Below are 25,611 nucleotides of genomic sequence, written 5' to 3' on the forward strand. Positions count from 1 at the left end.
GCAGCTCGTCGAGCCCGCCCTGCGGCGCGCGGGCGTCGTGCGAGCCGGCCCCATTGGGGTCGATCGCGGCGCGGATCGAGTCAGCGCGACGCGGGCGCTCTCGCGCTCGTGGGAGAGGAGGGGCTGCGCCGCGCGCAGCCTCAGGCGCGCGTGGTTTCCAGGCGGTTCGGGGTCGACAGCGCCGCCCGCGCGATGGCCATCTGCCGCTCGAGCTCCGCGGGCGACGCCGGGGTCTCCAGGATCAGCGCCGCGCCGTCAGGGATGTGGGCGGCGATCCGCTGGAACGCGTGCGCCGCGCTCTGGCTCAGGGCGCCGTGGCGGCTCCCCGCGTTCACCTCGCTCACGTGGAGCTGCTTCAGCCGCGTCCTGTGCTCCCGCACGAGGAAATGGGCCTCGGTCATCGTGCGATCGACCTGGTGCGCGTGGCCGATATCGAAGCAGAACGACGCGTCCGGCAGCGCGTCGAAGAAGGGCCCGAGCTCCTCCACGGTGCGGCCTGTCCGCTTTCGCTTATCCATGTTCTCGATGGCGAGGAGGCCGCCGAGCTGCCGGAAGGCGCCGAGATCATGCAGGGTGTCGGGGTGGAGGACGATGAGCCATCCGAGCGCGGCCACCTCCGCCATGGCGTCGGCGACGGCGCGCTCCTCCGCCGCGTCGAAGCGGCTCGGAGCGTGGAACGAGACGTAGCCGTACCGCGACAGGTCGAGCGAGCCGAGGAGCCGGAGCAGCGGCTTGAGCTCCGAGATCCGCAGCGCGGAGAGCTCCACGGCGGTCGCCGAGCTCCCTTCGAGCATCGAGAGCGCTCGCTCGACGTCGCTGAGGGCGAGCGCCCCTGTCGAGTAGCCCACGGGTCGCATCAGAACACCCCATAGGTCTGGAGGAGCATCAGAACACCCCGTAGGTCTGGAGGAGCTTGCGGAGCTCGTCGTCTTCCTTGAAGAAGAGCCGGTCGAGCCCGCCCTGGAACTCACGCGCGATGTCCCGCGCCCGCTTGAAGGTCGGGTCGCTGCCCAGCTGATCGTCCAGCGGCAGCTGCTTCAGCCGGCCGCGCTCCTCTTCGTTCGAGAGGAGCGCGAGGAACGCGTCGTAGCTGTCGAACAGCGTGCGCGCCGTCTCCGCCGAGATCGAGGGCCGGAGCAGCACCTCGGCCAGGCTCTCCAGGGGCGTCACCCGGATGCGCTCTCGCAGGAAGCGCACGAGCGCGGGCGTCGAGAGCCGCTCGCCGTCGCCGGTCAACGTCGCCCGATCCTTGCAGAACAGCTCGAAGCCGAAGCAGGTGAGGAGCCCGCTCACGAAGATGAGCTTGCGCGACATCCTGAGCTTCGCGTTGCGGAGCGCCCAGCCCGAGCTGCGCTCCCGCTGCTTGTAGACGAAATCGACGGCGACCGTGCGCCAGTACCGGACGATGTCGTTCAGGAGGAACATCGGGAGGATCTCGCGCTTGCTGCCGTAGCGCAGCCCGCGGTCGTCCTCGACGTACCGCGAGAGCACGAGCCTGAGCACCCGCTCGTGGGCGTCCGGCTGGCCGATCGCGAGCGACTCCAGGAGCAGCAGGATGCGCTGGGTCGTGTTCTTGTTCGTGTCCTCCTGTCCGCCGATCTGGTGGAGGATCGGGTGGCTGAAGGCCACGTTGCCGAACACGCCCGTCGGGCCCGGCTCATGGAACTTCGCTTCCTTCAGGATCCTCGTGATGGCCTGGACCTGGCTGAAATGCCCCTCGTCGGCCTGACCGTCGATGAGCAGCGTCCAGTCGAGATCGCTGCCGGTCGTGTACTCGCCCCGCGCCAGGGAGCCGAAGACCACGACGCTCGTGTCGCAGGGGATCTGCTCGCGGAGCAGCGCCGCGAGCCGCGCCCGGGTCTCCGTCGAGAGCCGCGCGGCCGCCTCGATGCTCGGCCACGATCGCCCCGCCTTCTCGCCGATCCGCTCGATGGCGCTCCGCGGCGCCGCGTCTTCATCTCTCGTCATCGATCGCACCCTCGATCGCGGGAGCCGTTCATCGAGCCCACCGCAGCGCATGGCGGCGCGCCGCGCCGCGCCGCGCGCCTCACGCCCCGCCGTCGCCGGAGAGCGCGAGCCCGAACCACCGGTTCACGAGGTCATGGTGCTCGTCGAGGCGATCGCGGTAGCGGGGGGTGCCCTCGAGCGCGGCTCGCTCGAAATCGATCCAGTACAGGGCGCCCGTCTTCTCGCCGATGAGCACGTTGCCGAGCTTGACGTCGAGCGGCGCGACGCCGCGCGCGTTCATCGCCCGGACGATCTCCTCGATCCGGCCGCGGTGGGCCGCGCCGCCGCCGCTCGCGAACGCCTCGATCTCCCGCCGGTCGCGGTCTGGATCGAACAGCTGCCCGAGCGGCGCGAGGTCGATGTCGAGCACCTTCTCCCCGCGCTCGGCGACCTGATGTTGCAGCGTCCGTCCGCGCACGTAGTCGAGGTAGAGGGTGCGCGTGGCGAGGCTGAGATCGCGAATCCTCGGGACGCTGGGGAGGTCGCGCAGGCGGAAGAGCGCGGCTGCTTCGTTGTAGAAGAAGAGACCGAGCAGGGCGAAGAGGTGCGCCTGGAGCGGCGCGTTCTGCGGCTGTCCGACGAAGCGCTTGCGGACGCAGACGTAGCCGCCGCGCAGCACGACGTGCAGCCGGTAGCGCAGGCGCGGCATCTTCTGGCTCCGCCGGTTGAAGAAGGCGACGTCGGCCGGGTGGACCGCGAAGGCGAAGCCGTCCTGATCGAGCTCCGCGAGCACCCTGTCCCCCGGGCCGAGCTCGGCGACCGATGGGATCTCGCTCGGGGTCACGGCGTCGGGCACGGGGAGCGGGTTCTCTGCGAGCCGGCGCGCAAGGAGCGCTCTGACCGTCTCGAGCCGCACGGCGAGCAGCCTCGTCGCGGCGTCCATGCCGGGCACGCGGCGCATGCCTTCGTCAAGGGCGCGCCGAAGCTCAGGGTTCATGCCCGTCTAGTACCCGCTTCCGTTCGGCAAATCAAAAGGTGAGGTGACGGGGAGGCGAGGTGGTACGCTGATCCATCGATCTTGGGCGCGCGCGTCGGCGAGCGTCGGGGAGCGGCGACGCGCGCCAACGAGCGTGGACGGACGTCGACGAACGCCGACGAACGCCGACGAACGCCGACGAACGCCGACGCGCGCCAGAGGCGACGACCGCCGGCGTGCCGGGTGGGCGTTTGGCAGCGCGTGTGGTGATGCTGGGTGCGGTTTGCGCTTCAACAGGGGACCCGATTCGGGTAGCAAGCCTTCATGGGGAATTCGACGCTGCGGATCGTCCATGTCGTGAGCAGCCTCAATGGTGGAGGTATGGAGCATTTCGTGCTGCGCCTCGCCGAGGCGCAGCGGCGCCATGGCCACGACGCCTCCATCCTCGCGCTGCGCGGCGGGCCGCTGGCGGAGCTGGCGCGGCAGCGGGCGCTGCCGACCACGGTGCTGGGCGGGCGCCTCCCCACCCGGCTCGCGCACGCGGCCCTCTCCTTCGCGCGCTCCCGCCCGCACGTCGTCCACGCGCACAACCCCACTGCGCTCCATTACGCCACGATCGGCAAGCTCCTCACGCGCGCGCGGCTCGTCTTCACCGATCACGCCCAGACGCGCGGGATCATCCGCGTTCCGTCGCGCTTCGAGTGGCGTGAAACCGACGCTGTCGTCGGCTGCTCGCAGGACACGGCCGACAAGAGCGGCGCGGTCGGCGTGGCCAGCAACATCTCTGTCATCCACAACGGGATCGACATCACCCCGGCGAAGCGGACGCGCGACGAGGTGCGCGCCGAGCTCGGGCTCGGCCCGGACGTGTTCCTTGGCATCATGCCCGCCGCGTTCCACCCGGTGAAGGCGCACGACGTGCTGCTGCGGGCGCTCGCGCGGCTCCGGGAGCGCGGCGTCGCGGTCGCGGTGCTCGTCGTCGGCGACGGCGACGAGCGCGATCGCATCCATGGGCTCGCGAGGGAGCTCGGGGTCCACGGCGCCGAGGCGCGCTTCCTCGGCTTCCGCAAGGACGTGCCCGATCTGCTCGTCGCCGCCGATTTCTTCACGCTGCCCTCACGCGACGAGGGGCTGCCGCTCGCCGTCCTCGAGGCCATGGCGCGCAGCCTGCCTGTCGTGGTGACGCCGGTCGGCGGGGTCCCGGAGGTGGTGCGGCACGAGGAGCACGGCCTGATCGTCCCCGTGGACGGGCACGACGCGCTCGCGGACGCGATCGAGCGGCTCGCGAGCGATCCGGCGCTGAGGCGGCGGCTCGGCGAGGCGGGGCACGCGCGGGTGCGCGACGACTTCTCGTTCGAGAAGATGACGCGCAAATACGAGCAACTCTATTTCCGTCTCACGTGACAGGCGAGCGCGCGATGAAGGTACTCGTCTTCACCCATCATTACCCTTCCACGCGGCTGCCGACGATGGCGCCGTACAGCTATCACACGTACAGGGCGCTCGCGCGCCGCTGCGAGCTCCGGCTCGTGGCCCCGATCCCCTGGTGGACGCGCGCGCGCGGGGCGTCCCGGGAGCTCTTCGGCGGCACGCGCGAGGCGCACACCGGCATCGACGCGCTGTTCCCCACGTACTGGTCGGTCCCGGGGCTGCCGAGCCTGCACGCGCGGGCGCTCCGCGCGTCGCTCGGGCGCACGATGGCGGGGCTGCGGCGCGAGTTTCCGTACGACGCGATCCTGGCCGCGTGGGCCTATCCCGATACCGTCGCCGCGGAGGCGTTCGCGCGGGAGGCGGGGGTGCCGGTCGTCACGACGGTGCTCGGCAGCGACATCAACGAGCAGCCGAGGAACCCCGCGCTGCGGGCGCAGATCGCGCCGGCGCTCCAGCGTTGCGCCCGGGTGGTCGCGGTGAGCGGGGCGCTCGGGGAGCGCCTGGTGGAGCTCGGGGTGCCGCGGGAGCGCGTCGTGGTGCAGCTCAACGCGGTCGACGGCGCGCGGTTCGCGATCCGGGATCGGGCCGAGCCGCGGCGGCGCTTCGGCGTCCCGGCGGACGCGAAGGTGGTGCTGTACGCCGGTTATCACGTTCCCGAGAAGGGCGTGGACGTCCTCGTGGAGGCGATGGCGCACCTCGACCGGGCGGGCCGCCGCGACATTCACCTGATGATGGTGGGCGGTGGCGAGCTGCTCGAGCCGCTGCGCGCGAAGGTGAGCGCGCTCGGCCTGGGCGATCGCGTGCGGCTGTTCGGCTGGGCGCTGCCCGTGGAGATCCCGGACTACATGGCCGCGTGCGACGTGTTCTGCCTGCCGAGCCGCCGCGAGGGCTGCCCGAACGTCGTCCTGGAGGCGCTCGCCTCGGGCCGCCCCGTCGTAGGAACCCGGGTCGGCGGCGTGCCGGAGCTCGTCCGCGAAGGGCAAGGGGGCAATGGCTTCCTCGTCCCCCCCGGCGATCCCGGGGCGCTCGGGGCCGCGCTGGCGCGAGCGCTGGATACGGCATGGGAGCCGGAGGCGCTGCGGGGGAGCGTGGGGGCGCTGTCATGGGATGTCGTGGGGGAGCGCTATCACGCGCTCCTGAAGGAGGTCCTCGGCGAGCAGCGCGGTCGCGGGCCATGCTGAGGCGAGCAGTCCGGCCCGCGCGACAGACAACCAACGTAAACGTTCGGAGGTAGGAGGACGCGGCGCGACGCTTGGTGAACGCCTATGCGCCGGGCCTGCGGTGTTGTCGGAGGGGGGCGTGGCTTCGTCAGCTCGCGCAGGGCGGCGGCTTCAGGCGGTGATCCCTGTAGTCACCGGGATTGCCCGTTTTCCCCTCGAGCGCGGCGATCGCGATATTGTACATCTCCCGCGCGGTCACGTAGTGGAGCACCCACTCCTTGCCATCGTTGTAACGGGTGGTGAGCTCCCGGTGCAGCTCGTGGCCCCCGGCGCCGAGCAGCGACGCCGCCTGGTCCTCGGGCGCGCCGTGCGTGTAGACCTTGACGAACACCCACTCGGGCCTCCCCTCGATATGGATGTTCTGATCGACCCACGTCTTCACCCGATCCGGCGTCGGCGGGTCGATCGCCTGGAGCGCGCCGTACTCCATCCGCATCCGCACCCGGCTTCCCCGGCGCGTCAGCGCGAGCGCGAGCGGGCCCTCGATCATCAGGATCCGGTCCTCCAGCACCTCGCCGACCTTGGCCCGCGCGCCCACGGCGTGGGCGCTCCGGCGCGCCAGGTTGCCCGTCGGCCAGTAGATCTGGTTCACGATGGAGTGCTGCGACTCGTCGGGGGCCGACGGGAACGTGTAGTCGGCGTAGCAGCCCGTCTCGAAGAGGAGCGGGAGCTCCGCGTCGACTCCGCAGTTCCGCGAGTCCCGCCCGGAGTTCGCCAGACACCAGTTGCCGTGGATGAACCCGTAACGCATGCGCCCGTCCGGGTCGCGCGAGAAATGCCCGTGCTTCCCCAGGATGTCCAGGTACCTGAGGATGTCCGCGCGCAGGTTCTCCTCTGTGTCGTTGTGGTGGTGCAGGTGCAGCTCCACCTCGCCGAAGCCGCGGCGCGTGAGGTCCGCCAGCGCGTCGAGCCACCCGGGCGCGTACTGCTCCCCCGGAAAGAAGAAGCTGTGACGCGGGTTCCGGCCGTCCGCGTCGCGGTACGCGCCGGCCATCTCGGGATACCCCTTCGACCACGCCGTCACCCGCGCGTCGGCGACCTCCGGTGTGGGGTTCTCCCACCCTGGCTCCCAATGATCGCAGACCGCGAAGAGCAGGTGCCGCGGGCCGAGCGGACGCGGAGCACGGGCGTTCTCGATCCTCTGCCGGGCGTAGCCGCCGAGCCAGTTGTGAAGGTTCTTGTTCTTGAGATACTGGATCTTCGCCTGGAGTGTTCCGATCATGAGCTCTCTCGACCGCGACGCGTTGGACCGGCGGCCGCCGCGGCGGAACGGATACTAACCTGGCCCCCCCGAGCGTAGCCATAGCCGCCTCGGGGCCGCGCAGCGATCAAGATCACCTCACGGTCTCGCGCGACGCCGCGCGGAGCGCGGCCCACCTGTCTCCCGGACGGCGCGCGACGGGGCGTGCGTCGTGATCGTGCTCGCCACGTTCGTCCCCCCGCGAGGCGCGCGCGACGCCGTCCTCGCCCCGCAAGCAGCGAGCGCACGCGGCCCAGTCCGCCCGCTCGCCCGCGCAAGGGTGCGCAGAGGCCATGGAAGCTCGAGCACACCCCGGCAGAGCCCGAACGGCCGTCCCGAACAGCCACCGTGCAGCGAACCCTTACGGCATGCATCGCGTCTTCAATTTTTGCGCCTGGCTGTTCCACGCGCCGCCTGCTTTGCCGAGCGGCGGTCGCTGTGAGGGGGGACAAATCGCCCCACCTGTGGCGGTTTGTGCCGCCCAGTCTGTCGGCTGAGCACCTACCGTTGTGTCTGCGGTGAGCATCCACACGGCAGGCGCGCTGGCACGACGCCTGCTCTCGGGGGTGCGGACCGCAGCCATCACCGACAAGGAGCCAGGCATGATGTCAACCACGATGACGCCGAGCGAAGAGATGGTCTCCCTCCCGCGGAGGGCCTCCGTCGAGGCACCAGCTTCGATGACCGAGGCGTGCGAGCTAGCCCGGCGGCTCGTGGACGTGATCGAGCGCCTCAGGATGTGCACTCCGGAGGGCGATCAGGCCCAGGCGCTCCGCATCGCGGAGGGGATGGCGCGGAGCGTCGCGGATGTCGTGACCGACGCCATGGGCAGCCGGCGCGCTCACGTCGCCTAGCCGCGCAAGCACGCCGGCCGGGGTGACGAGGCCCGAGGGGGCGCCGCGCCCCGGCCGTGGATCCCGAAATCGAGACCAGCATGAGCTACAAGCGCAAAGGGATGCGCCCCGGGGATCCGTACCCGCTCGGCGCGACATGGGACGGCGCTGGAACGCAGTTCGCCCTCTTCTCGGAGAACGCCGAGGCGGTGGACCTGTGCCTCGTCGACGACGAGGGGAACGAGCAACGCCTGCCGGTCCGTCACCGCACCTCCCTCGTCTGGCACGTCTACGTACCGGAGGTCGGACCGGGGCAGAAATACGCGTATCGCGTGCACGGCCCGTGGGCGCCGGAGCGGGGGCTGCGCTTCAACCCGCGGGTGCGCCTGCTCGATCCGTACGCGAAGGCGCTCGCCTCGCGGGTCCAGTGGGACGCCGGCGCGTTCGCCCACCGGAGCGGTGAGCCCGACGGCGACCTCGTCATGGCCGAGGGGGAGGCGCTCGGCGCCCCGCTCGGCGTCGTCATCGACCCGTCCTTCGACTGGGGCGGAGACCGGCGCCCGTACGTGCCGTTCCACCGCAGCGTCATCTACGAGGCGCACGTCCGCGGCATGACGATGCAGCACCCGGAGATCCCGGAGGAGCTCCGCGGGACCTACCTTGGCATCGCCCACCCGGCCATCATCGGATACCTAAGGGTTCTCGGCATCACGGCCATCGAGCTCCTGCCCGTGCACGCCTTCGTTCACGAGAAATTCCTGCTCGACAAGGGGCTCCGGAACTACTGGGGATACCACTCGATAGGCTTCTTCGCGCCGGACGTCGGGTACCGCGCCGGCGCCGAGGTGGCGTCGGAGGTGCGGCAGTTCAAGGAGATGGTGAAGGCGCTCCACTCCGCCGGCATCGAGGTCATCCTCGACGTCGTCTACAACCACACGGCGGAGGGCAACCACCTGGGCCCGACGCTGAGCCTGCGCGGCATCGACAACCCGACCTACTACCGCCTCGTCCCTGGCAACGAGCGCTATTATTTCGACTACACGGGCACGGGGAACACCCTCAACGTGCGTCACCCGCAGACGCTCCAGCTGATCATGGACTCCTTGCGGTACTGGGTCCTCGAGATGCACGTGGACGGATTCCGCTTCGACCTCGCGGCGGCGCTGGCGCGCGGCCTCCACGACGTCGACCAGCTCTCGAGCTTCTTCACGATCATCCACCAGGACCCGGTGCTCAGCCAGGTGAAGCTCATCGCCGAGCCCTGGGACGTGGGCCCCGGCGGCTACCAGGTGGGCAATTTCCCGGTGCGCTGGGCCGAGTGGAACGGTCGTTATCGGGACACGCTGCGCGACTTCTGGCGCGGCTCGGGCGGCATCGCCTCCGATCTCGGGTTCCGGCTCACGGGGAGCAGCGACCTCTACGAGAACAGCGGGCGAAAGCCGTACACGAGCATCAACTTCGTCACGGCCCACGACGGCTTCACCCTGGCGGATCTCGTCTCGTACAACGAGAAGCACAACGAGGCGAACGGGGAGGGGGGCTGCGACGGCGCCGACGACAACCGCTCGTGGAACTGCGGCGTCGAGGGGCCGACCGACGACCCCGAGATCCTGAAGCTGCGGGCGCGGCAGATGCGGAACATCATGGCGTCGCTCCTGTTCTCGCAGGGGACTCCGATGCTCCTCCACGGGGACGAGCGGGGGCGCACGCAGCAGGGAAACAACAACGGGTACTGCCAGGACAGCCCGCTCACGTGGCAGCCGTGGGGCTGGGACGAGCCGTCGCGGGCGCTCCTGGAGTTCACGCGCAAATGCCTCCGCATCCGGCACGAGCACCCGGCGCTCAGGCGCTCGATCTTCTTCAAGGGGCGCCCGATCCGCGGCGGCAAGACCTACGATATCCAGTGGTATCGCCCGGACGGAGAGCTCATGACCGACGAGGACTGGTCGAACCCGTGCACGCAGTGCCTCGGCGTGTTCCTGTCGGGGGAGGGGCTCGACGACGTGGACGAGGAGGGCGATCGGCTGATCGACGACGACTTCGTCCTGCTGCTCAACGCGTCGCCGTGCGATCTGGGCTTCCTCCTGCCCTTCGCCGATGATCCCAGGCCGTGGCAGCTCCTCGTGGACACCCAGGACGACGCCGCCGTCGAGACGCGGAGAGGCGGCGAAGAGACGGCGCTGACGTCGCGCTCGCTCAAGCTCTTCCTCCGCAGCCGGCGTAGCACCTAGAGCGGGGCGCTCAGAACGCGTTGAAGGCGCCCAGGAAGAGCGGGGGGCCGGCGAACGCGGCGTCGAGGAGGGCGGCCGCCTTGGCGCTGCCCACCACGAAGCCCTGGCTCAGGAGATCGCGCGCCGAGGAGGCGCCGAAATAGATCTGCGTGAGCCGCTCGATGGAGAGCGAGAGGCGATCGCCCGCGGTGCTGCCGGGCGCCGTCTGGACGCCGCGCGCCGCGAAGGTGACGTCGAAGGCGCGCGGCGCGTCCGTGAACACCGGGTCCTCGACGTCGACGCCGATGGCGCCGCGGACGCCGTGCTTCCGCGGCGACGGGTGAAGCGCGAGCGCGGCGGCGACGTCGACGATGCGCCCCATCGCGCCCGCCGCCGTCAGGCCGAGGACGCTGCGGCGCTGCGCCGTGTGCGCGGGCGGGCACAGGCCAGGGTGCCGGGCCGCCGTCTCGTACACGATCGGCTCGTCGCGGATGCCGGGCTCGTCGAGCAGCGGCGCGCCCTGGCCGCGCGGGAGCGTCAGCTCCACGACCTCGTACTGATCGCCGAGCGCGCCGAGGAAGCCGATGAGCCCGCGGTAAGCGCCCGGCGTCGGCGCGTGGAGCTCGCGGACGAGCAGCTGCTGGGCGCCGTAGGCGCCGCCCTCCGGGACGTCGAAGAACAGGTAGCCGGCGATCGCCTTGGAGCCCGGATCCACGTAGACGGCGCCGCTCGGAGAGCGCTTGAAGACGCGCACGTCCCACCAGTAGTCGCTCCGCTTCAGCTGCCCCGTCGTCTCGGCGCGCGCGACGTCGTAGGCCTGCTTGATGAGCGGCTCGTCCCGCGGGCGAGAGAAGGCTCGCACGTGGCGGCGCAGCACCGAGTCCGGGAGCCGATCGGGGGAGGTGCGCACGACGTCCCGGAGCTCGCAGACGCCGAAGCCGAACCGCCGGTAGAACGAGAGCCGGAAAGGGTGGAGCAGCGTGAGCGCCTCGCCCCGGCGGCGCATGCGGCGGAGGCTCTCGCGGACGAGCCGATCCGCGATGCCCCGGCGGCGGAACTCCGGCAGCACCGCCACGGACGAGAGGCCCTGGAACGGCACGTCCGCGCCCGCGAAGCTCATCGTCAGGTCGAGTGAGGCGACGTACCCGACGAGCTGGCCGTCGGTCTCCGCGACGATCACGTTGTCGAGCGCGAGGTGCGCGTGCTCGGTGAAATACCGCAGCCACGCCTCTGGATCACCCGCCTGGAACGCGCGGTAGGCGACCGTCGCGAGGGTGCCCTCCTCGCCCTTGCGGGCGCTGCGAAACACGAGCTCATGGTTGGAACGGCTCGGGGTGCGGGTGCGCGCCATGCCGGTCAATCTACCCTGGGAGGCGCGCTCCCTGGGCCCGGCGGCCCTGCGGCGGCCCGGCGAAGCGCTTCGGACATCTCCTCGGCCGATCCGAAGCGGCCGGACGGCTCACGGGCAAGCGCCTTGACGAACCACGCGTCGAGCGCGGGGGTGATCTCGGCGCAACGCTGGCTCGGAGGTGAGAAGGTGCCGAGCCGGATGGCGCCGAGGAGGGCCTCGATCCCCTTCTGCTCGAACGGCGGCGCGCCGGTGAGCGCGTGGTACGCCATGATGCCCACGGACCAGAGATCCGAGCGGCCGTCGACCAGCTTCGGGTTGAAGAACTGCTCCGGGCTCATATAAACGAGGCTGCCGACCACCGCGCCCGTGTTCGTCAGCGTGGTCCCGTCCGGGTCGACATCCCCCCTGGCCACCCCGAAATCGAGCAGCTTGACGCAGGTGCCTCCGCCGGTGTCGGCGAGGAAGACGTGCTCTGGCGTGATGTCCCGGTGAATGACGCCGAGGTTGTGCGCCGCGGTGAGCCCCGTGCAGAGCTGCGAGACGAGCGCGAGCGTCTCCTCCAGGGGGAGGCGCCCGGCGCGCGCGAGCCGGTCGGACAGCTCCTCGCCCCGCAGCAGCTCCATCACGATGTACGAGAGGCCGTTGGCGGCGACGCCGTGCTCGTACACCTCGGCCACGTGAGGGCTCTTGATCCTCGCCATGAGCGCGCCTTCGCGGTGGAACCGGGCGACCGCGGTCGCGTCGGTCGCGAGCGACGCAGAGATGAACTTGACGGCGACCTCCTTGTCGAGCCCGAGGTGATGCGCCGTCCAGATGCTGCCGACGCCTCCCATCCGGAGGAGGGTGTCGAGCGTCAGGTGCGGCGCTACGTGGGATCCAGGCTCAAGCCGCATAGCAGGCAGTATGAATGATGCTCGCACCAGTGCACGTCTCTCTGGTCTCTGTCCACCGGGAGGGCCAGCGGGCGGGCCACCGGGCGGGCGGCCGGCTCAATACAGCCCATCGGGTGGTCGCCCATCGGACATGAACTTCTTGGCCACAGCCGCGATCCGGCGCGCGGAGAGCTCCGGCCGGACGGGGACGACGTGGGTGAGCAGCGCCGCGAGGTACGCGCCGTCGGGCTGAGGATCGGACGACTCGAGCCGCTCCAGCGCCTCGAGCGTCTTCACGGCGTGCGCCGTGAAGATGGGCCTCACCGCGGCGTCGAACGCGGCGAAGGGGGCGAGCTCGGCGAACGCGCGCCGGCGACCCGCGGCGTCGAGCTCCCGCGCGATCGCGAGCGCCGCGCCGACGTCGCGCGCCTCCACCGCCTGGAGCAGCCCGCCGCCTCGCGCGCGGGTAGTCGTAGCCGTCGTCGCAGCGGACGCGCGCGGCGCGGCGGCGTCCGCCTTGCGGAGCTTGCCGACGAAGCCGGCCGCGAGCACCGCGAGCTGCGCCGCCTCGCGCGGGAGGGCCTCGCGCCCGAGCGCCGCCGCCGCCTCCGCGAAGGTGACGGCGTGGGTGACGTCGAGCACCCCGACCTCGGCGTCGAGGCGCGCTTCCCAGGCCGAGTCGAAGCGCGCGAGGCGGACGGCGGCGGCGTGGCCGATCGCGCCGAGCAGCGTGAGCGGCCCGGCGCCGCGCGCGAGCCAGCGCACGGTCGCCTCGACGGCCGGCTGCTCTCCCGCGAGCACCTCGGCCTCGAAGGCGGCGCGCTCCGCGCCCTCGAGCGGCGCGGCGTCCGGGCGCGTGGCCGCCGCGGCGCTGTCGGGCCCGGGCAGGGGCAGATCGGCGAGGCGCGCGAGCGTGGCGCGCGTGGCGGTGAAGGGGGGCAGGCTGGTGTCGGCGGTCGCCCAGGCGAGCTGCACCGTGGAGGCGGCGAGGACCTCGTCGGCGGCGGACGAGAACCGCTCGGCCAGCTCGAGCGCCTTCGAGAGGAAGATGGCGCCGTGCCCGTAGTCGTACAGGTGCTGCGCGACGAAGGGCATGAGCGCGCGGCGCGCGCCGGCCGTGCCGCGGATCTCGACGAGCTCGCGCATCCGCGCCTCGGCCTCGTCGCGGCGCTCCGCCGCGAGCGCCTCGCTCACCTTGGCCGGCTCGTCGAGCTCGAAGTCGGCGATGCGCGCGAGGGGCGAGCGCGCCCCCACCTTGCCGGAGCCCTTGCCGCGGGGGCCCAGCCGGGCCGACGCCTCGCCGATCGCGTGGGCGGCGACCACGAACGCCTCCTCGGCGGGGATCCTGCCGCGCTCGACCCAGGCGCAGAGGTCCGCGAGCAGGGCGAGGCCGTGGTCGAAACCGTACTCGGCGCGCTCCGCCCCGTCCTTGGCGAGCACCTCGAACGCGAGGTGCAGGCTGCCGAGGCCGGTCTCCCCCCGGTGGAGCCCGAGCGCGCCCAGCCGGAGGCCCTCGCGCAGCGCGCGCGCCGGCTCGTCGCGCAGGATCGCCTCGCGCAGGCCGGCGACGAGGCGCCGCACCTCGGCCGCTGTGTCGACGGCCCGGTTGAGGTGCACGCGCCCGCCGTCGATGCGGGTGGCGTAGCGCCGCACGGGCTCGCCGCCGAACGTGCAGGCGCCCGAGGCCAGCTCGAACTTCCAGTTGTGCCACGCGCAGGTCAGCACGCCGCCGCGCAGCGCGCCCTGCGAGAGCGGGTAACCCTGGTGCGGGCAGCGATCGTCGAGCGCGTGGACCTCGCCGCCGCGGAGGACGCAGGCGAAGCGCCGCCCCGTGTCGTCCTTGCGCAGCACGGGCACCTCCGCCGGAAATTCGGAGAGGGGGCCCAGATCGATCCAGTCCGACTTCATGGCTTCTCCGCGCGGAGGCGCGCGCCGCGCGGCGCGCATCGTGAGAGCGATGCGCATCGTAGCCGAGAGCGGGGCGGGGCGGGGCCACGAACGCGGCCGCCGCGAAAAGTTCCCTGTCCGGACCCGCGCCGGCCGCTCACCCCTTCACGCAGAGGACCTGCCGGAGCTCGGCGACGACCTCCACGAGATCGCGCTGATCTTCCATGACGCGCTCGATCGGCTTGTAGGCGGAGGGGATCTCGTCGAGGACGCCGCCATCCTTGCGGCACTCGACCCCGGCCGTCTGCGCGGCCAGGTCGTCGACCGTGAAGCGCCGCTTCGCCTCGCCGCGGCTCATCTTGCGCCCCGCGCCATGCGAGGCGCTCTCGAACGCCTCGGGGTTGCCGAGGCCGCGGACGATGTACGAGCGCGTGCCCATCGAGCCGGGGATGATGCCGAGCTCGCCCTTGCCCGCCCGGATCGCGCCCTTGCGCGTCACCAGCACGTCTTCACCGAAATGACACTCTTCTGCCACGTAGTTGTGATGGCAAGTGATGGCTTCCTGGATCGCGAGCTCGGGGAAGTGCCGGCGCAGCACGCCCTCGGCGAGGTGGAACATGGCCTCGCGGTTCGTCCGCGCGTACCGCTGCGCCCAGAAGAGGTCGTGCCGGTAGGCCTTCATCTCCGGGGTGCCGGCGAGGAACACCGCGAGATCGCGATCGGGCAGGTCGCGGTTGTGGGCGAGCTTCTTCGCCGTGGCGATGTGGATCTCGGCGAGCTCCTTGCCGATGTTGCGAGAGCCGGAGTGGAGCATCAGCCACACGCCGCCGTCCGTGTCGAGGCAGAGCTCGATGAAGTGGTTGCCGCCCCCCAGCGTGCCGAGCTGACAGCGCGCCCGCGTGAACAGCCCCTGGACCTTCGGGCTCAGGCTCGCGAACTCGTCCCAGAGCGGGAGGCGCTCGAACCCCTCCGGCGGGGCGTCGTGGGCCGCGAACCCGACGGGGATCGCCCGCTCGAGGTCGCCGCGGATCCGCCGGAGGTCGTCGGGCAGATCGGCCGCGGTGAGGTTCGTGCGGAGCGCGCCCATCCCGCAGCCGATGTCGACGCCGACGGCGGCCGGCGCGACCGCGTCCCGCATCGCGATGACCGAGCCGACGGTCGCGCCCTTGCCGAAGTGGACGTCGGGCATGGCGGCGACGTGGTGGAACACCCAGGGCAGGGCGCTGATGTTCCGCAGCTGCTCCAGCGCGATCTCCTCGACCTCGTCCGGCCGGGTCCACAGCTTGATGTCCACGTTCTTGCCCTTGATCTGCGCGGGTCCCATGCGGGCAGAGTAGCGCGGGGCGCACGCAGGCGAACAGCGACGGGCGCGTGCGGGCGATCGCGAGGGGCGCGTGCGGGCGAATCGCGAGGGGCGCGTGCGGGCGAATCGCGAGGGGCGCGGCTACCCCGTTCGGCCTTGCGGGACCTCTGGGTTCTTGATACGCGTCGAAATCGCTGCTTCCGGGGTCCTTGTTCATGCCGTCTGCTCGCGCGCTCTCCATCGCAACCCTGGCGGCCTTCGCCGCTCTGTCGTGTGGGGCCACGAGCGGTTGTGACGGCTGCAGGCCGAGCGAGGACCCTGCGGCCGGGAAGCCCGCCGCGACGGCCAGCGCGGCGGAAGGTGCGGAACGTGCGGAGCGTCGGACACGCGCCCTGCCCGCCGGCGACGACCGCTTCGCGGCCCAGATCGCGGCGAACCTACCCCGGGTGCCTGATCCGGCGATCCAGGCCCCGGAGGGCGGGGGCGCGGGCGCCGAGCTCGACAATGGCGCCTTCCGCGATCGCACCATCGCCTTCGTCCGCCAGGTGATAGCGGGCGGCGACAAGGTGACGTGCGATCTCGCCCTCTCGTCCAAACGCCCCTTCCGCGCTGTCGTGATGGGCTTTCAGGAGGGGAAGCAGATCGCCCGCGGGGAGGCGTCGGACGCGGGGCTCTGCGTCGCGCTGAAGGACGCCGCGCGCAGGGCCGTGGCCGCGGCGGGCGGCGCGGCGGCGATGACGAGCGCGCTCGCGGGCGCGCGGCTGGTCGTGGAGCTTCCGGATCATCACGAGTCGATGGTGGAGAGCGTCGAGCGCCCGGGGAAGGGCGTCGAGCTCGTCGAGGGGCTCGTGCCGGTGCGCGTCCTCGACAAGCCCCTCATCGCGCGGCGAATCGAGGAGGGCAAAGGCTATCTCCTGCGCGTCATCGATCCGCGGCACAAGGGGGTTCACAAGTACTACCACGCCCCCGCGGACCGGCTCGAGCGCGAGCTGCACACGATTTACACCGCGTCCACGGCGCTGACGCTGCTGAAGCTGCACGCCTACAAGCCCGACGAGCGCCTTCTGCGGCTGGCGACGGAGGCCGCGGGCTTCATGATGGGCATGCAGAGCCGCGAGGCGCGCGATCGCACGGCCGGCGGCTTCTTCTACGCGTTCGACCTGGAGCGCGAGCGGCCCGAGCGCCGGCTGGTCGTCGGCACGGCGTCGAAGTCGATCTTCACGCTCCTCGAGCTCCACGGCGTCACGAAGGACAAGAGGTACCTCGAGTCCGCCGTGCTCGCGGCCGAGTGGCTGATCTCGATGCAGCGGCCGGACGGCAGCGTGCGCTCGGCCCTGACCGGGCAGGAGGGCGGGGCGTGGAAGGTCCAGGGCAAGGACTCGACGCTCTACACGGGGCAGGTCCTCTCGGCCCTGTCGCGCACCTACCGGGCCACGAACAACAAGAAGTACCTCGACGCCGCGGCCCGGACCGCGGACTACCTGCTCGCCAGGATCGCGGAGAAGGGGTGTTTCCTCGGCGACGATTACAGGAAGCCCAACCCGATCTCGAGCTCGTGGGCGGTCCAGTCGCTGCTCGACTTCGCGAAGGCCGGCGGCGACCAGCGCGTCGAGCAGACCGTCTTCCGCTGCGCCGACGACCTCGTGAAGCGGCAGTGGCGCAGGCCCGAGGACGCCTACCGCTACGGCCGCTGGCAGCGGTCGCTGTCGAGCAGCGGGAGCGGCTGGCTCGCCGAGGTGATGTCGGAGGTGTACCACCACTGCCGGAAGAAGGGCACGGAGGGCTGCGATCGGTACAAGGACGCGGTGGTCGCCGCGATCCGGTTGCTCTTGCAGTACACTTACGGTCCGGAGAGCTCGTTCGTGGTGAAGAACCCGCAGGCGGCAGCCGGCGCGGTGTTCTGGAGCGTCAGGGATCGTTACGTGCGCACCGACTCGGTGTGCCACGCGATGAACGCGTACCTCAACATGATCGGCGAGCTCGGGGACGGCCCGCTGCTCACGCTGCCCGAGCGGCCCCTCGCCGAGCGGATGGCGCTCGCGGCGGAGGCGCCGGGCGCGGCGGACGCGGGGCTCCCCGAGGACGAGGGCGAGGAGGCCGCCGCGGGGCAGCCCGGGCCGAAGGGCGAGGACGCGGACGACTGAAACGCATTGACGTTGTTCCAGGAGAACTCCCCATGGCTCAGGTGAAGATCTACGGAATCAAGGAGAAGCTCAATCCGGTGAAGGAGGCCCTGTCGAGGGTGATCCACGCCTGCGTCATGGAGGCGCTGCAGATGCCGCAGGACAAGCGGGCGCATCGCTTCTTCCCGATGGAGCGCGAGGACATGCTGGCGCCGGGCGGGCGCACCGACGCCTATACGATCATCGAGATCTCGATGATCAGCGGGCGCAGCGTGGAGACGAAGAAGAAGCTCGTGCGGCTCCTGTTCGACAAGATCCGGGACGAGGTCGGGATCGACCACCAGGACATCGAGATCTGCATCTCGGAGTCGCCCGCCCACGACTGGGGGTTTCGCGGGATGCACGGCGACGAGGTCAAGCTGAACTACAGGATCAACGTCTAGCGTCCGGGCGCTCGCGGGCCTGCCCGCGCGGCAGCGCGGGCAGGGCGCCGGCGCGGCTCCGGCGGTCAGCGCGGCAGCACGGCCACGATGCGCAGCGGCCCGCCGGAGCCGGCGCGAATCTTCATCGGGAGCGCGATGACCAGCGCGCCTCGCGGGGGGAGCGACTCCATCGAGGCGACGTTCTCGAACGCCGGGATATCCGCCCCGAGCAGCGCCCGATGCGCCATGAAGGTCCTCGATGGGCCGTGATCGATGCTCGCCGTGTCGATGCCCACCGCCCCCACGTTCCGCTCGATGAGCGCCCGCGCGGCGTCCTCGCCGATACCCGGAAAATGCAGCGCCTCGGTATGGCCAGGTCGATCGTCGCCGAGGTAACGCTTCTTGTCAGGCCAGCGCTCGCCCCAGCCCGTCCGGATCATCACGATGGTGAGCGGCTCGATGGCGCCGTGCGCCCGCTCGAACGCCTCGATGTCCGCCGGGGTCACGAGGTAGTCGCTGTCCCTGGCCGCGGCGGCCGACACGTCCACCACCACCGCGGAGCCGACGAGGCGGGGTAGGGGCACGGCGTCCGCTGTCGATTTGCCCTCGGCGAAGTGGATGGGCGCGTCGAGGTGCGTGCCGCCATGCTCGGGCGCGCAGAGCGTGTACGCCGAGTAGAAATAGCCGCCCTCGGTCTTGCCGTGGTGCACCGTACCGTGGGTGAAGCCTGTCGTGGCCGTGGGCCAGTAGATGGTCTTGTCGTCGAAGGGATACGTCAGGTCGACGAGCCGCGCGCCCTCGGGCAGGCGGATGTCGCTCGCGCCAGCGCCTCCAGGGGTGTTGCCCCGCGCTCCCGCCTGCTCCGCCGCGCAGCCCGCCGAGAGCGCGGCGAGCACGAGGTTCGTCGTGATCAACGTTCGCATCGAGCCCCTCCTGGCCGGCCATGCGACCGGCCGCCGGAGATGATTCTGTCACCGGCCTCGCGCCCGGATCGCCTCTTCGAGTACCTCGGCTTCCTCTTCGCCGCGCTCCGCCTCGATGCCCACGGGGAGGCGGTGCCGCCGATCGAGAGCGTCGCCGTGGTCCTGCCGGGCCGCAGGCGGCGACTGCCGACGACGGGCAAACGCTGCATCGCGTGGCCGGGGCGGCCGTTCAGCGGCGCGCACTTCCGCATCGATGCCGTCTACCAGCGCACGGTCTCCGAGCTGCGGGCGCGCGGCAGCGTGCTCTGGCTGGTGTTCGCGCCGCTCGCCCGGAACGCGACCGTGGCGGTGCTGAGGACGATCGGCCCACATCCATACGGAGGCGGCCACCGCCGAGGAGCGGGCCGAGCTGTACACGGCGCTCCTGGTGATGGCCACCATCGATCCCTGGGGGCATATTCGGCGCCGCGCCGGAGGGAGACGCGCAGTCCCCTTGTGGGGACTCCTTGCCTTCTCCTCGGGGGAGGTGCGCTCGAACGGCCTGAGCTCGAGGTGCGCGCCACAGGAAGGCGCTCTGGCGTCGGAGGAACAATGACGCTCCTCCGTTCACGAAGACCAGGGGCGCAGCGAGGCGAGGTCCATTGGGCGGCGGCGCGTGGGATTACGATGATTGCGCCCGGTGCATCGCGCGGATAGCGTGCGTGCATGAGGAGCTGGGAGCAGCAAGTCCAGGCCGCGGCCGCGACGCTCGGCCTCGACGCGCGGGGCGGCGAAGCGAAGGGCCTCGTCGCGGGGCGCCGCGTCTCCGTGGAGCTCACCGACACACAAGATCGTCCGTACGTCCTCGTCCACGGTTGGCTCCGGCCACCCCTCGATCTGGGCCTCGAGATGGAGCGCAGGCAGACGACCCTGGGCTTCGTGAACGCGGTCGTGACCGGCAGCGATGACCTCGACATCGAGTTCTCGATCGCAGCGGATGACCCCTCCCGGACAGGGGATCTCTTCACCGTGGCGCTCCGCGAGCACCTCGTCGCGCTGCACCGCGCGTCCTACGAGCTCCGCATCCACGACGGCGGCTGCACGCTCTCCGAGCCGTACGGATCCACCGATGAGGCGTGGATCGTGCGCGCCGCCCACAGCGCCGCGCAGACCGTCGAGCTCCTCGACGATGCGCGCGCTGGCCTCCGCGCCGCCGCGTCGCTCGCCGCGCACGCCGAGGCGCTCCGCGCGCTCGCCTCGGCGCGCGGCCTCGCCTTCGCGAGCGTGCCGCTCTCGATCACGGGCCGGATCGAGGGGGGGCCCATCGAGGTCGGCTCGGCGCGCGCGGCGCGCGGCCGCCAATGGATCACCGCGCGCGCGAGCTTCGAGACCGAGCTCGGCCTTGGCCTCGCCGTCCGGCGCGAACGACTCCTCGACGGCCTCGTCACGATGCTGGGAGGGCAGGACATCATCGTTGATGACGAGGCGTTCGATCGCCGCTTCCACGTCCGTGTGGATCCGCGGCAGACCGACCGCACCGCCGCGCTGCTCGACCCTGGCGCCCGTGTGGCCCTCCTCGCCCTCGACGAGCGCGCTGGCCCGGTTACCATCGACGATCGCGGCGTGACCTTGGGACCGATCGCCCCCTCGATCGCGCCGGACACGATGGTGTGGGCCATCGACACGCTCGACGAGGTGCGCGCAAGGATCGAGCGCAACCTCCTGCGTGGCCCCGGGGGCGGGCCCTACCGCTAGCGACGGCCAGAGCGCGAGCCGCCGGTCTCGACGGCTACAGCCTTGTCCCGCTCCTCGGTAGCGCACGCGTGTGCCAGTCGAGCGCCATGCCCCGCGCTTCTTTGATATACAAGCCAGGACGGAGCCGAGGTGCGGATGAACGGTGACGCGGATTACATGGCTGTCGTTGCGGAGAACCAGCAGCTGAAGCAGCGCATCCGGGAACTGGAGGAGGCCGAGGAGGCGCGGGATCGCCTCCAGGCGGAGCTGCGCCAGAGCGAGGAGCATGCGCGCGTCTTTGTCACCTACAGCCCGGCTGCGGTGGCCATGTTCGACAAGGACATGCGCTACATCCTGGCCAGTCACCGCTGGCGGGAAGATTTCGGCATGAAGGAGCGGGACATCATCGGCCGATGTCATTACGATCTCTTCCCCGAGATCCCCGAGCACTGGAGGCAGATCCACCGGCGTTGCATCGCAGGGGCCTCGGAATCGAATGATGAAGAGCCCTTCCCGCGGGCCGACGGGAGCGTCGACTGGGTGCGCTGGAAGATCTTTCCCTGGTACAAGTCGACCGGCGAGATCGGCGGGATCATGCTGTTCACCGAGGTGATCACCGACCGGAAGCGGCTCGAGGATACGCTCCGGTTGCAGGCGAGGACGCTCCTGGAGCTGTCGACGCCCATCGTGCCCATCAGCCAGGGCGTCCTCGTACTGCCGCTCGTGGGTGTGCTGGATGCGGCGCGGGCGCAGCAGATGATGGAGAACCTGCTGGGCAAGGTGGTGGAGCGGCAGGCGCGGGTGGCGATCATCGACGTCACCGGCGTCCCGCACATCGACGCGGCCTCGGCGAGCGCCCTCCTGCAGGTGGCGAGGGCGGTCCGGCTGCTCGGGGCGCAGGTCGTCCTGACGGGCATCCGACCGGAGGTGTCCCAGGCCATCGTCAGCCTCGACATCGATCTCGCGGGCATCGTGACCCGCCGCGACCTGCAGAGCGCGATCTCGTTCGCGACCGGGATGAGCCTTTCGCCCGCGTCGCCGTCCCAACCTTGACGCAGCTTGCCCGGGGGCTGCTGCTGGAGCAGCACCCCCGCAGCACGCGCCTGCTGCTCCAGCAGCAAGGGCTTGTCCGGTATAACGGATTCGTGTCTTTTGAAGCGGACGTAAGCCTGGTACGCCGCATGCAGAATGCAGAACGCAACCCGCAGCGGCGCAACGAGCGTCGAGCTGCTTTCCTGACAGAGTGCGCGGCGTGCGCCGCGTGCGGCTGAGTTTCCTTCGTTGCCGGGAGGCGTCGGGGCGTTCGAGCCCTCTCTGAGCTCTCCCCCGGGACGGCGCGCTGGAGCGTGCGGGCGCGGTCACAAGGCCGAGCGCATCGATGGCGCTTCCGCCCGACCTGCCCTGCTGGCCACGGTGAAGGCTTGGTCCGCACAGTGCAATGCGTCAGGGCGATAGTCGACCTGAAGAAAGCCATGAAAGATCCAGTGATCGCGCTCCACGCGGTCTCATCCACCCTCGCGATCACGACCCTGACGAACGCCCTCCCGGGCGCGCCAGCCGTCGTGTGGCGTCGGGTCGCGACGCGCCCTGCGCTCTGCGCAGAGGCGCGCTCCGCGGCGCTCCCCCGGCGCTCGCGGCGGCTCGCGCCCCGCCGGATCGGCGCTGACGTCGAGCGATGGACCGCCACGCGCTGTAGGGGCGCCGCGCTCGCGGCGCTCTAGCTCGAAGGCCTCTCACATTCTCAGCACAGGAGCGGGCGCCTGGTCGGCGCGCGGCCTCGTGCGCCCTGGGCGCGGCTGCCCGGCGCCGATGGCCGCCGCGCGGCCGCGCGATCGCGCCATGGAGTCATCGTCATGAGCGTCTCATCCTCTCACCTCTCGCTGAAAGACGGCAAGAAGACCTCTCGCTCGCGGCTGGTGCGCGAAAAGCTCGATTACCCGGTGATCGACACCGATCTGCACACGATCGAGTTCGCGCCGATCCTCGAGGATTACATCGCGAAGTACGGCGGCGCGAAGTCCGTCGACGAGTTCCGCGACGCGATCAACCGGGGCTTCGGCTACCTGAGCAACGAGTGGTACGAGCTCACGCCCGAGCAGCGCGCGGCGCAGCGCTCGGTCCGCCCGCCGTGGTGGGCGCTGCCGACGAAGAACACCCTCGATCTCGCCACGGTGTCGCTGCCCAGGCTGCTGCACGAGCGGCTCGGCGAGTCGGGGACGGACTACGCGGTTCTCTTCCCGAACGTGTCCACGTTCGCCACCCACGTCGGCAAGGAGGATCTGCGCCGGGTGCTCATCCGCGCGGTCAACGCCTATCACGCCGACGTGTACCGGCCGTACGCCGACCGCCTCACGCCTGTCGCGGCCATCCCGCTGCACACGCCGGAGGAGGGCGTCGAAGAGCTCGAGTTCGCGGTGCGCGAGCTCGGCCTCAAGGTCGCCCTCATCCCGGGCAACCTCCGGCGGCCGATCCGGTCGGTGGCCGAGAAGTACCCGTCGCGGCACCACCCGGACGTCGCGCGGCACGCGAACTGGCTCGACACGTTCGGCGTGGACAGCGAATACAACTACGACCCGTTCTGGGCCAAGGCCGTCGAGCTCAGGACGGTGCTGACCACCCACTCCGCCGGGATGGGGTGGACCAGCCGCAGCTCGGTCTCGAGCTACATGTACAACCACATCGGCCACTTCGCCTCCGCCTCCGAGGCGCTCGCGAAGTCGCTCTTCTTCAGCGGCGTGACCCGCCGGTTCCCCGATCTCCGCGTCGGCTTCCTCGAGGGAGGGGCGGCGTGGGGCGCGACGCTGTTCGCGGATCTGGTGGGGCACTGGGAGAAGCGCAACGGCAGGGCGGTCCAGAACTACAACCCCGATCTGATCGACGCGAAGCTGCTGTACGCGCTGTACCAGCAGTACGGCGGCGAGGAGGTCGGGGCGCGGCTCGGCGACATCCACGCCGTCCTCGGCGGGGCGCTCGGCGTCTCGAACAACTCGCGGAGGCAGCCGCAGGACCCGGGCGCGCTCGACGACTTCGCAGTGGCGGGCATCGAGCGGATCGAGGACATCCGCGACCGGTACGTGCCGAATTTCTACTTCGGCTCGGAGGCGGACGACCCGACGATCGCGTACGCGTTCAACACGAAGGTCAACCCGCTCGGCGTCCAGCTCAACGCCTTCTGGGCGTCGGACAGCGGCCACTGGGACGTGCCGGATCTGACCGAGGTCCTCGCGGACACCTGGAGCCTCGTCGAGCGCGGGGCGCTCACGGAGGCGAACTTCCGTGATCTCGTGTTCACCCATCCATACAACTTCTTTGCCGGCAAGAACCCCGGCTTCTTCGCCGGGACCGCGGTCGAGCAGAAGCTGCGGAAGAGCAAGGCGGCCTGACGTGGAGCGTCGGGCGGGGCGACGGAAGCAGCCCCGCCCGACCGTAACTGTGAATCAACGAACCCCTCTGGATCCATTCATGCGTTTGCTCGACCGCTCAAGAACCGCCATCTCATCGATCCTCGCGACGAGCCTCGTCCTTTGCGTGACGCAGGCGAGCGCGCAGAACCCGCCCGGCAGAGCCCAGGGCGAGCGTCCCGCGCCTGCGCCTGCCGGCGCGGCCCCTGCGCCCGCCGGTGCGGCTCAGGCGCCCGCCGGCGCGGCCCCTGCGCCCGCCGGCGCGGCCCCTGCGGCTGCGGCGCCTGCTGGCGCAGCCCCCGCCGCGCCGGGCGCCGCGACCGCCGCCCCGGCTGCTCCCGGCGCCACCCCCGGCGCGCCGGACCCCGGCACCCCGCCCGCGGGCGACGCAGCCGCGGAGGCCTTCGTCGAGCCCGATCCCAACGTCGTCACGCGGGACGACCTGCAAGGGCTCGTCACCGACCTCGAGAACTTCAAGTTCCAGTGGCAGCGAGAGCGCGATCTCCACACCGCCCTCTCGACCCGCTCCCTCCTCGTCGGCGGCGTCATCCAGGCGCGCATCGGATGGACGGAGCAGCCGGTGAACACGGCGACCTCGAACGATCGCAAGGTGACGTTCGACACGGGCGCCGCGACCCTCACGTTCAATGGCATCCTCTACAAGGACTACGAGGAAGGCCGCAACCTGACCTACTCGGTGCGCTTCGGCGCCTCGCCCCAGCAGGCGAGCAACAACAGCTTCCTCAACCTGCTGGACGCCCAGCTGGCGTACTCCGTGCTCCCCACCCTCGCCCCCGAGGACTGGGTTCTGCAGGTCACCCTGGGCCAGCAGCTCCTGCCCTTCGGGCTGGAGGTCCCCGCGAGCGAGGAGCTGAAGCCGGTGATCACGAACGCGCAGTTCACGACGAAGCTCGGGCTGAACCGGCGCGACCTCGGGCTCATCGTCCGCGGCGACGTGCTGCCGCAGGTGGACTACGGCTACAACTACCGGGCACCCCTTTTCGCCTACGCGATCGGCATCATCAACGGGAGCGGGCCGAACACGCCCGACGACAACAGCGAGAAGGACATCATCGGCCGCCTCGCGTTCACCGTGCCGTCCGACTACAACTCCCTCCTCCGCCAGATCACGCTCGGCGGGAGCGCGTACATCGGCTGGCAGAACACGTTCCTCAAGGACGAGAAGAAGACGCTGTCCGGCAAGGGCGTCAAGCGCCGCTTCGGCGGCGACGTCTACTACAACCACTATCCGATCGGCGTCACCTACGAGTTCATCTACGGCCAGGACGACGTGACGCTCGGGACGACGGCGGAGGACCCCCGGAAGACGAGGCAAACCAGCCTGTCGCACGTGGCGACCTTCTTCTACAACTGGGGCGAGCAGTTCCTGAGGGGCTACCGCAACCAGGGCCGCTACGACGACTGGTGGCCGAAGACCTACCAGCCGTTCCTCCGCGTCGACCTCTTCGACCCCAGCACCGAGGTGCAAGAGAACCGGGTCGACGTCTACACGCTCGGCTTCAACGTCTTCTTCGCGGAGACGACGAAGTTCCAGCTCAACATCAACCGTCGAGACGACCGCACGAGCACCGAGGGGGCCAAGCACGAGGTACTAACCCAACTCCAAGGCGCCTTCTAGAGGGGGGCTCACCCGCTTCGGATACGGGCCCACCTCGACGTTTTCGGTGCTCGGCGTACGTGAGTACGCCTGCGCGCCGAAAACGCCGATCTGGGCCCGTCTCCTGTGCGGGTGAGCCCC

The 25,611-nt window shown here is 70.8% G+C and carries 21 protein-coding genes; 11 read left to right on the forward strand and 10 right to left on the reverse strand.

What is annotated here, in order from left to right; genetic code table 11:
- Positions 1–140 precede the first annotated feature (140 nt).
- The 3 genes from WMF34_RS06900 to WMF34_RS06910 all read right to left on the reverse strand — a co-directional run bounded on the left by WMF34_RS06900 (position 141) and on the right by WMF34_RS06910 (position 2,944).
- On the reverse strand, positions 141–857 hold the full coding sequence (locus WMF34_RS06900; RefSeq protein ID WP_437992793.1) for a TIM barrel protein: 717 nt from the start codon (positions 855–857) through the stop codon (positions 141–143).
- A gap of 28 nt (positions 858–885) precedes the next feature.
- Positions 886–1,968, reverse strand: coding sequence for a nucleotidyltransferase domain-containing protein (locus WMF34_RS06905; RefSeq protein WP_012233933.1), 1,083 nt, complete (start codon positions 1,966–1,968; stop codon positions 886–888).
- 79 nt (positions 1,969–2,047) lie between these two features.
- Entirely contained in the window at positions 2,048–2,944 is an 897-nt protein-coding gene (locus tag WMF34_RS06910) for a hypothetical protein (protein WP_437992794.1), read from the reverse strand.
- Positions 2,945–3,247: 303 nt separating this feature from the next.
- Between WMF34_RS06910 and WMF34_RS06915 the strand changes: the two genes are divergently transcribed.
- The gene (locus WMF34_RS06915) at positions 3,248–4,327 is read left to right on the forward strand and encodes a glycosyltransferase family 4 protein (protein ID WP_012233935.1); all 1,080 of its coding nucleotides are present in this window, start codon (positions 3,248–3,250) and stop codon (positions 4,325–4,327) included.
- Positions 4,328–4,341: 14 nt separating this feature from the next.
- Positions 4,342–5,535 carry a glycosyltransferase family 4 protein gene (locus tag WMF34_RS06920; protein WP_157906496.1) on the forward strand — a complete coding sequence of 398 codons (1,194 nt, stop codon included), beginning with the start codon at positions 4,342–4,344 and terminating at the stop codon, positions 5,533–5,535.
- A 127-nt stretch (positions 5,536–5,662) separates the two neighbouring features.
- Here the strand turns inward: WMF34_RS06920 and WMF34_RS06925 are convergent, their stop codons facing one another.
- A complete protein-coding gene (locus WMF34_RS06925; protein ID WP_012233937.1) occupies positions 5,663–6,796 on the reverse strand; it encodes a hypothetical protein in 1,134 nt (377 codons plus the stop codon).
- A gap of 620 nt (positions 6,797–7,416) precedes the next feature.
- Between WMF34_RS06925 and WMF34_RS06930 the strand changes: the two genes are divergently transcribed.
- Together WMF34_RS06930 and glgX are read left to right on the forward strand one after the other, a co-directional pair.
- Positions 7,417–7,668 (forward strand): hypothetical protein, encoded by a 252-nt coding sequence (locus WMF34_RS06930; protein WP_044964186.1) that lies wholly within the window; start codon positions 7,417–7,419, stop codon positions 7,666–7,668.
- Positions 7,669–7,748: 80 nt separating this feature from the next.
- Complete coding sequence (glgX, locus tag WMF34_RS06935; RefSeq protein ID WP_437992795.1) at positions 7,749–9,878, forward strand: glycogen debranching protein GlgX; 2,130 nt, start codon at positions 7,749–7,751, stop codon at positions 9,876–9,878.
- Between the two features lie 10 nt (positions 9,879–9,888).
- Here glgX and WMF34_RS06940 read toward each other — a convergent pair whose 3' ends face one another.
- The 4 genes from WMF34_RS06940 to WMF34_RS06955 form a co-directional block, all read right to left on the reverse strand.
- On the reverse strand, positions 9,889–11,208 hold the full coding sequence (locus WMF34_RS06940) for a GNAT family N-acetyltransferase (RefSeq protein ID WP_012233939.1): 1,320 nt from the start codon (positions 11,206–11,208) through the stop codon (positions 9,889–9,891).
- 5 nt (positions 11,209–11,213) lie between these two features.
- Positions 11,214–12,101 carry a serine/threonine-protein kinase gene (locus tag WMF34_RS06945; protein ID WP_012233940.1) on the reverse strand — a complete coding sequence of 296 codons (888 nt, stop codon included), beginning with the start codon at positions 12,099–12,101 and terminating at the stop codon, positions 11,214–11,216.
- A gap of 96 nt (positions 12,102–12,197) precedes the next feature.
- Entirely contained in the window at positions 12,198–13,988 is a 1,791-nt protein-coding gene (locus tag WMF34_RS06950; protein ID WP_437992796.1) for a Rieske 2Fe-2S domain-containing protein, read from the reverse strand.
- Positions 13,989–14,124: 136 nt separating this feature from the next.
- On the reverse strand, positions 14,125–15,291 hold the full coding sequence (locus WMF34_RS06955) for an RtcB family protein (RefSeq protein WP_437992797.1): 1,167 nt from the start codon (positions 15,289–15,291) through the stop codon (positions 14,125–14,127).
- 425 nt (positions 15,292–15,716) lie between these two features.
- Here WMF34_RS06955 and WMF34_RS06960 point away from each other — a divergent pair, with 425 nt between their 5' ends.
- Positions 15,717–17,414, forward strand: coding sequence for a D-glucuronyl C5-epimerase family protein (locus WMF34_RS06960; RefSeq protein WP_437992798.1), 1,698 nt, complete (start codon positions 15,717–15,719; stop codon positions 17,412–17,414).
- Between the two features lie 32 nt (positions 17,415–17,446).
- Positions 17,447–17,836 (forward strand): tautomerase family protein, encoded by a 390-nt coding sequence (locus WMF34_RS06965; RefSeq protein WP_012233944.1) that lies wholly within the window; start codon positions 17,447–17,449, stop codon positions 17,834–17,836.
- Between the two features lie 65 nt (positions 17,837–17,901).
- Here WMF34_RS06965 and WMF34_RS06970 read toward each other — a convergent pair whose 3' ends face one another.
- Together WMF34_RS06970 and WMF34_RS06975 are read right to left on the reverse strand one after the other, a co-directional pair.
- Positions 17,902–18,738 (reverse strand): cyclase family protein, encoded by an 837-nt coding sequence (locus tag WMF34_RS06970; RefSeq protein WP_437992799.1) that lies wholly within the window; start codon positions 18,736–18,738, stop codon positions 17,902–17,904.
- A 48-nt stretch (positions 18,739–18,786) separates the two neighbouring features.
- Positions 18,787–19,179, reverse strand: coding sequence for a hypothetical protein (locus WMF34_RS06975; RefSeq protein ID WP_437992800.1), 393 nt, complete (start codon positions 19,177–19,179; stop codon positions 18,787–18,789).
- Between the two features lie 264 nt (positions 19,180–19,443).
- Between WMF34_RS06975 and WMF34_RS06980 the strand changes: the two genes are divergently transcribed.
- The 5 genes from WMF34_RS06980 (at position 19,444) to WMF34_RS07000 (ending at position 25,491) form a co-directional block, all read left to right on the forward strand.
- The gene (locus WMF34_RS06980; protein ID WP_437992801.1) at positions 19,444–20,472 is read left to right on the forward strand and encodes a hypothetical protein; all 1,029 of its coding nucleotides are present in this window, start codon (positions 19,444–19,446) and stop codon (positions 20,470–20,472) included.
- Between the two features lie 156 nt (positions 20,473–20,628).
- Positions 20,629–21,504 (forward strand): STAS domain-containing protein, encoded by an 876-nt coding sequence (locus WMF34_RS06985; protein WP_437992802.1) that lies wholly within the window; start codon positions 20,629–20,631, stop codon positions 21,502–21,504.
- Between the two features lie 419 nt (positions 21,505–21,923).
- Complete coding sequence (locus tag WMF34_RS06990; RefSeq protein WP_437992803.1) at positions 21,924–22,172, forward strand: hypothetical protein; 249 nt, start codon at positions 21,924–21,926, stop codon at positions 22,170–22,172.
- A 132-nt stretch (positions 22,173–22,304) separates the two neighbouring features.
- Positions 22,305–23,834 carry an amidohydrolase family protein gene (locus tag WMF34_RS06995; protein ID WP_012233954.1) on the forward strand — a complete coding sequence of 510 codons (1,530 nt, stop codon included), beginning with the start codon at positions 22,305–22,307 and terminating at the stop codon, positions 23,832–23,834.
- Positions 23,835–23,913: 79 nt separating this feature from the next.
- The gene (locus WMF34_RS07000; RefSeq protein ID WP_012233955.1) at positions 23,914–25,491 is read left to right on the forward strand and encodes a hypothetical protein; all 1,578 of its coding nucleotides are present in this window, start codon (positions 23,914–23,916) and stop codon (positions 25,489–25,491) included.
- Positions 25,492–25,611 lie beyond the last annotated feature (120 nt).

The sequence above is a fragment of the Sorangium sp. So ce145 genome, assembly GCF_051525985.1.
Lineage (GTDB): Bacteria > Myxococcota_A > Polyangia > Polyangiales > Polyangiaceae > Sorangium > Sorangium cellulosum_B.

Excerpts from the sequence above, each read along its gene's own strand:
- WMF34_RS06900 (WP_437992793.1), bottom strand. The coding sequence starts at position 857 with ATGCGACCCGTGGGCTACTCGACAGGGGCGCTCGCCCTCAGCGACGTC.
- WMF34_RS06905 (WP_012233933.1), bottom strand. The coding sequence starts at position 1,968 with ATGACGAGAGATGAAGACGCGGCGCCGCGGAGCGCCATCGAGCGGATC.
- WMF34_RS06910 (WP_437992794.1), bottom strand. The coding sequence starts at position 2,944 with ATGAACCCTGAGCTTCGGCGCGCCCTTGACGAAGGCATGCGCCGCGTG.
- WMF34_RS06915 (WP_012233935.1), top strand. The coding sequence starts at position 3,248 with ATGGGGAATTCGACGCTGCGGATCGTCCATGTCGTGAGCAGCCTCAAT.
- WMF34_RS06920 (WP_157906496.1), top strand. The coding sequence starts at position 4,342 with ATGAAGGTACTCGTCTTCACCCATCATTACCCTTCCACGCGGCTGCCG.
- WMF34_RS06925 (WP_012233937.1), bottom strand. The coding sequence starts at position 6,796 with ATGATCGGAACACTCCAGGCGAAGATCCAGTATCTCAAGAACAAGAAC.
- WMF34_RS06930 (WP_044964186.1), top strand. The coding sequence starts at position 7,417 with ATGATGTCAACCACGATGACGCCGAGCGAAGAGATGGTCTCCCTCCCG.
- glgX (WP_437992795.1), top strand. The coding sequence starts at position 7,749 with ATGAGCTACAAGCGCAAAGGGATGCGCCCCGGGGATCCGTACCCGCTC.
- WMF34_RS06940 (WP_012233939.1), bottom strand. The coding sequence starts at position 11,208 with ATGGCGCGCACCCGCACCCCGAGCCGTTCCAACCATGAGCTCGTGTTT.
- WMF34_RS06945 (WP_012233940.1), bottom strand. The coding sequence starts at position 12,101 with ATGCGGCTTGAGCCTGGATCCCACGTAGCGCCGCACCTGACGCTCGAC.
- WMF34_RS06950 (WP_437992796.1), bottom strand. The coding sequence starts at position 13,988 with ATGAAGTCGGACTGGATCGATCTGGGCCCCCTCTCCGAATTTCCGGCG.
- WMF34_RS06955 (WP_437992797.1), bottom strand. The coding sequence starts at position 15,291 with ATGGGACCCGCGCAGATCAAGGGCAAGAACGTGGACATCAAGCTGTGG.
- WMF34_RS06965 (WP_012233944.1), top strand. The coding sequence starts at position 17,447 with ATGGCTCAGGTGAAGATCTACGGAATCAAGGAGAAGCTCAATCCGGTG.
- WMF34_RS06970 (WP_437992799.1), bottom strand. The coding sequence starts at position 18,738 with ATGCGAACGTTGATCACGACGAACCTCGTGCTCGCCGCGCTCTCGGCG.
- WMF34_RS06975 (WP_437992800.1), bottom strand. The coding sequence starts at position 19,179 with ATGGTGGCCATCACCAGGAGCGCCGTGTACAGCTCGGCCCGCTCCTCG.
- WMF34_RS06980 (WP_437992801.1), top strand. The coding sequence starts at position 19,444 with ATGAGGAGCTGGGAGCAGCAAGTCCAGGCCGCGGCCGCGACGCTCGGC.
- WMF34_RS06985 (WP_437992802.1), top strand. The coding sequence starts at position 20,629 with ATGGCTGTCGTTGCGGAGAACCAGCAGCTGAAGCAGCGCATCCGGGAA.
- WMF34_RS06990 (WP_437992803.1), top strand. The coding sequence starts at position 21,924 with ATGAAAGATCCAGTGATCGCGCTCCACGCGGTCTCATCCACCCTCGCG.
- WMF34_RS06995 (WP_012233954.1), top strand. The coding sequence starts at position 22,305 with ATGAGCGTCTCATCCTCTCACCTCTCGCTGAAAGACGGCAAGAAGACC.
- WMF34_RS07000 (WP_012233955.1), top strand. The coding sequence starts at position 23,914 with ATGCGTTTGCTCGACCGCTCAAGAACCGCCATCTCATCGATCCTCGCG.